Raw genomic sequence first — 3,415 nt, 5'->3', positions numbered from 1 at the left:
CCAGCCCGCCCGTCCACCCGTCCACCTGCCCGTGGGCCGCCGTTCACCTGCTGGTCACCGTACGCACCCGTAGCGAGGCGGATGTCACCCGTCGTGGCACGGCTTGCCTGGGTGTCATTCGGTGTTCGCTCAGAGGATCCTCAGATCCGGATAACGATCGGATCACCCCGCAAGGGCCTTTCGGCCCGAACACCGGGCAATGACCGGTATGCGGTGATGTACGCCACGGTTCACACGGCATTTACGTGGTACACCTTCACGACCGCCTGCCGGACACCACCCTCGTCCGAGCAGGGGCGCTGGAGCCGGCCGACCGCCGGCAGCAACTCCATTCAGCATCCGGGGGATCGGAACCCGATCCGCTGCCGAGGACGGCGCGGGTCGGCATGGAGCGGAAAGGCGCACCACAGCATGACCTCTACGCAGGTCGCACAGCAGCACGGCGACGACGGAGCGGCCCGGGGCGGCACGCCCGAAGAGGGCTACGAGCGCGGACTCGGCAGCCGTCAGGTCCAGATGATCGCCATCGGCGGCGCCATCGGCGTCGGCCTCTTCCTGGGCGCGGGCGCGAACATCGCGAAGGCCGGGCCCAGCCTCATCCTCATGTACGCCCTCGCCGGCGTGATCGTCTTCTTCATCATGCGAGCGCTCGGCGAGCTGCTCCTGTACCGGCCCGTCTCGGGTTCCTTCGCCGAGTACGCCCGCGAGTTCCTCGGCCCGTTCTTCGGGTTCGTGACCGGCTGGACGTACTGGCTCATGTGGGTGGTCACCGGCATGGCCGAGCTGACCGCCGCGGCCATCTACGTGCACTTCTGGTTCCCGGACATCCCGCAGTGGGTGACGGCCCTGGTGTTCCTGGTGGTCCTCTACGTCGCCAACCTCATCTCGGTGAAGATCTTCGGCGAGATCGAGTTCTGGTTCTCGATGGTCAAGGTCACCGCCCTGATCGGCATGATCGTGATCGGTATCGGCGTCGTCACCTTCGGCTTCAGCCAGGCCGGTGACACCGCCGCCGTCTCCAACCTGTGGGCCTTCGACGGCATCTTCCCCAAGGGCGTGGGCTCCAGCCTGATGACCCTGCAGGGCGTCATGTTCGCGTACCTGGCCGTCGAGCTCGTCGGCGTCACCGCGGGCGAGTCGGAGAACCCCGAGAAGACCCTCCCCAAGGCCATCAACACCCTGCCGTGGCGCATCATCGTCTTCTACGTCGGTGCCCTCAGCGTGATCCTGATGGTCGTCAAGTGGACCGAGTTCCAGCCGGGCGTCAGCCCGTTCGTGGCGGCGTTCGCCAAGATCGGCATCCCGGCGGGTGCGGCGATCGTGAACTTCGTGGTCCTCACCGCGGCCCTGTCGTCCTGCAACTCCGGCATGTACTCCACCGGCCGCATGCTGCGTGACCTGGCCGCCAACTCCGAGGCCCCCAAGGTCCTCGGCAAGCTGAGCTCCACCAAGACCCCGGCCCTCGGCATCACCCTCTCCGTCGCCCTGATGGGCATCGGCGTGGTCCTCAACTACGTGGTCCCGGAGAAGGCGTTCGGCTACGTCACCTCGGTCGCGACCGCGGCCGGCATCTGGACCTGGCTGATGATCCTGGTCAGCCACATCCGCTACCGCCGCGCGGTGGACGCGGGCCGACTGCCGGCCTCCTCCTTCCCCGCGCCCGGCGGCACGGTGTGCAGCTGGATCGCCGTGGCCTTCCTGCTGCTGGTCACCGCGATGATCGCGATCGACCCCGACAGCCGCGTCTCGCTGTACGTGGGTGCCGGCTGGGCGGTCTGCCTGGCGGTGGGCTGGGCCGTGCTCAAGGCCCGCAACCCGCAGATCGCGGCGCGCGCCGCGGCGGGGGCGAACCCGGCGGCGTCGGCCTCGGACGACGCGCTGGAGCCCGCGGGCCGGTCCTGAACCGTCCCGCACCCCTGAGGGGGGCATGCCCTACGGGGGCGTACCGGCCGAGCGGCCGGTACGCCCCCGCGGCGTTGCGGGCCCCAGGCAACCCCGGCGCCCCGGGCAACCCCGTGGCCCGCAGCCGCGTCCTTGGGGGCAGGACGCGCCGACCGGCGCGACGCGTGCACCCCGTGCACCCCTTCCGGACAGGACACGTGATGAGCGACAAGGCCCGTACCCTCTTCGACGCCCTCGACCTCGACCAGGACGGCACCCTGACCCGTATCGAGGTCATCGAGGCCCTGCGCGCCAAGGGCCCGACCCTGGCCGCCCAGGGCGTGATCCCGGCCTGGGGGCTGGGTGGCGTGGACGATTCCTCGGCCCTCTTCGACGCGGCCGACGCCAACGGCGACCGCGTCCTGACCTTCGAGGAGTTCGCCGCCGTGGTGGACCGCCGCTTCGGCTGGTGACCTCGGCGCACCGGAGGAAGGCCAGGTGAGGCGGGCCCGGCCCGGCCGGTGCCGGGCGTCATGGTGCACCCGGTGGCTCCGATAAGGTGCGGTGCGCACTGCACGGGGAGCACAGGGAGCAGCAAGGTGATGAACGGTCAGCAGCCGGGCGCCGAAGGGCAGATCGGGTATTTCGAGGCGCTGGGTCCGGACGATCCCACCACGGTGGCCGGCTACCGCCTCACCGCCCGGCTCGGCGCCGGCGGCATGGGCAAGGTCTACCTCTCCCACACCCCCGGCGGGCGGCCCGTCGCCATCAAGGTGATCCGGCCGGAGTTCGGCGAGGACGCGGAGTTCCGGCGCCGGTTCGCCCAGGAGATCCGCTCCGCGCAGCGTGTCCAGGGCCTGTTCACCGCGCCGGTCATCGACGCCGACACCGACGGCGCCCGGCCGTGGCTGGCGACCGCGTACGTGCCCGGGCCCTCGCTCGCGGCGGCCGTGTCCGCCCACGGGCCGCTGCCGGTGGAGACCGTCCTGCTGCTGGTCGCGGGCATCGCGGAGGCGCTCCAGGTGATCCACGGCGCGGGCATCGTGCACCGCGACCTGAAGCCGTCGAACGTGCTGCTGGCCGCCGACGGGCCCCGCGTCATCGACTTCGGCATCGCGCACGCCGCCGACGCGACCTCGCTCACCGGCAGCGGGGTCGCCGTCGGCACCCCCGCCTTCATGGCACCGGAGCAGGCGGCGGGCCGCGGGGTCGGGCCCGCCACCGACGTCTTCGCCCTCGGTCAGGTCGCCGCGTACGCCGCGGCCGGCGCGCCCGCCTTCGGCGAAGGGGCCTCGCACGGGGTGCTGTACCGGATCGTGCACGAGGAGCCCGACCTGTCCGGCGTACCGCCGCGGCTGGCCGAGCTCGTCACCCGCTGCCTCGCCAAGGACCCGGCGGACCGGCCGTCCGTGGCCGAGGTCATCGCGCTGTGCCAGTCCGCGAACGACGCCACCGCGCTGCGCCGGGCCGAGGACTGGCTCCCCGCTGCGGTCACCGCCGAGATCACCGCCCGCGCCGCCGCCCCCGCCCCGAC

3 protein-coding genes are annotated in these 3,415 nt (G+C 71.8%); all 3 read left to right on the top strand.

The annotated features are described in order from the left end of the window. The first annotated feature begins 411 nt into the window (after positions 1–411). Positions 412–1,902: an amino acid permease gene (locus EF918_RS33935; protein WP_125652727.1), complete on the top strand. Its 1,491-nt coding sequence runs from the start codon at positions 412–414 to the stop codon at positions 1,900–1,902. Between the two features lie 200 nt (positions 1,903–2,102). After that, positions 2,103–2,354, top strand: coding sequence for an EF-hand domain-containing protein (locus EF918_RS33930; protein ID WP_125652726.1), 252 nt, complete (start codon positions 2,103–2,105; stop codon positions 2,352–2,354). Between the two features lie 129 nt (positions 2,355–2,483). Next, positions 2,484–3,415: serine/threonine-protein kinase (locus tag EF918_RS33925; RefSeq protein ID WP_148141321.1), on the top strand; the 932-nt coding region annotated here is incomplete at its 3' end.

The sequence above is a fragment of the Streptomyces sp. WAC06614 genome, assembly GCF_003949795.1.
Classification (GTDB): Bacteria; Actinomycetota; Actinomycetes; order Streptomycetales; family Streptomycetaceae; genus Streptomyces.
Note: the sequence above shows the minus strand (reverse complement) of the source record. Positions and strands in the feature narration are given on the sequence as shown.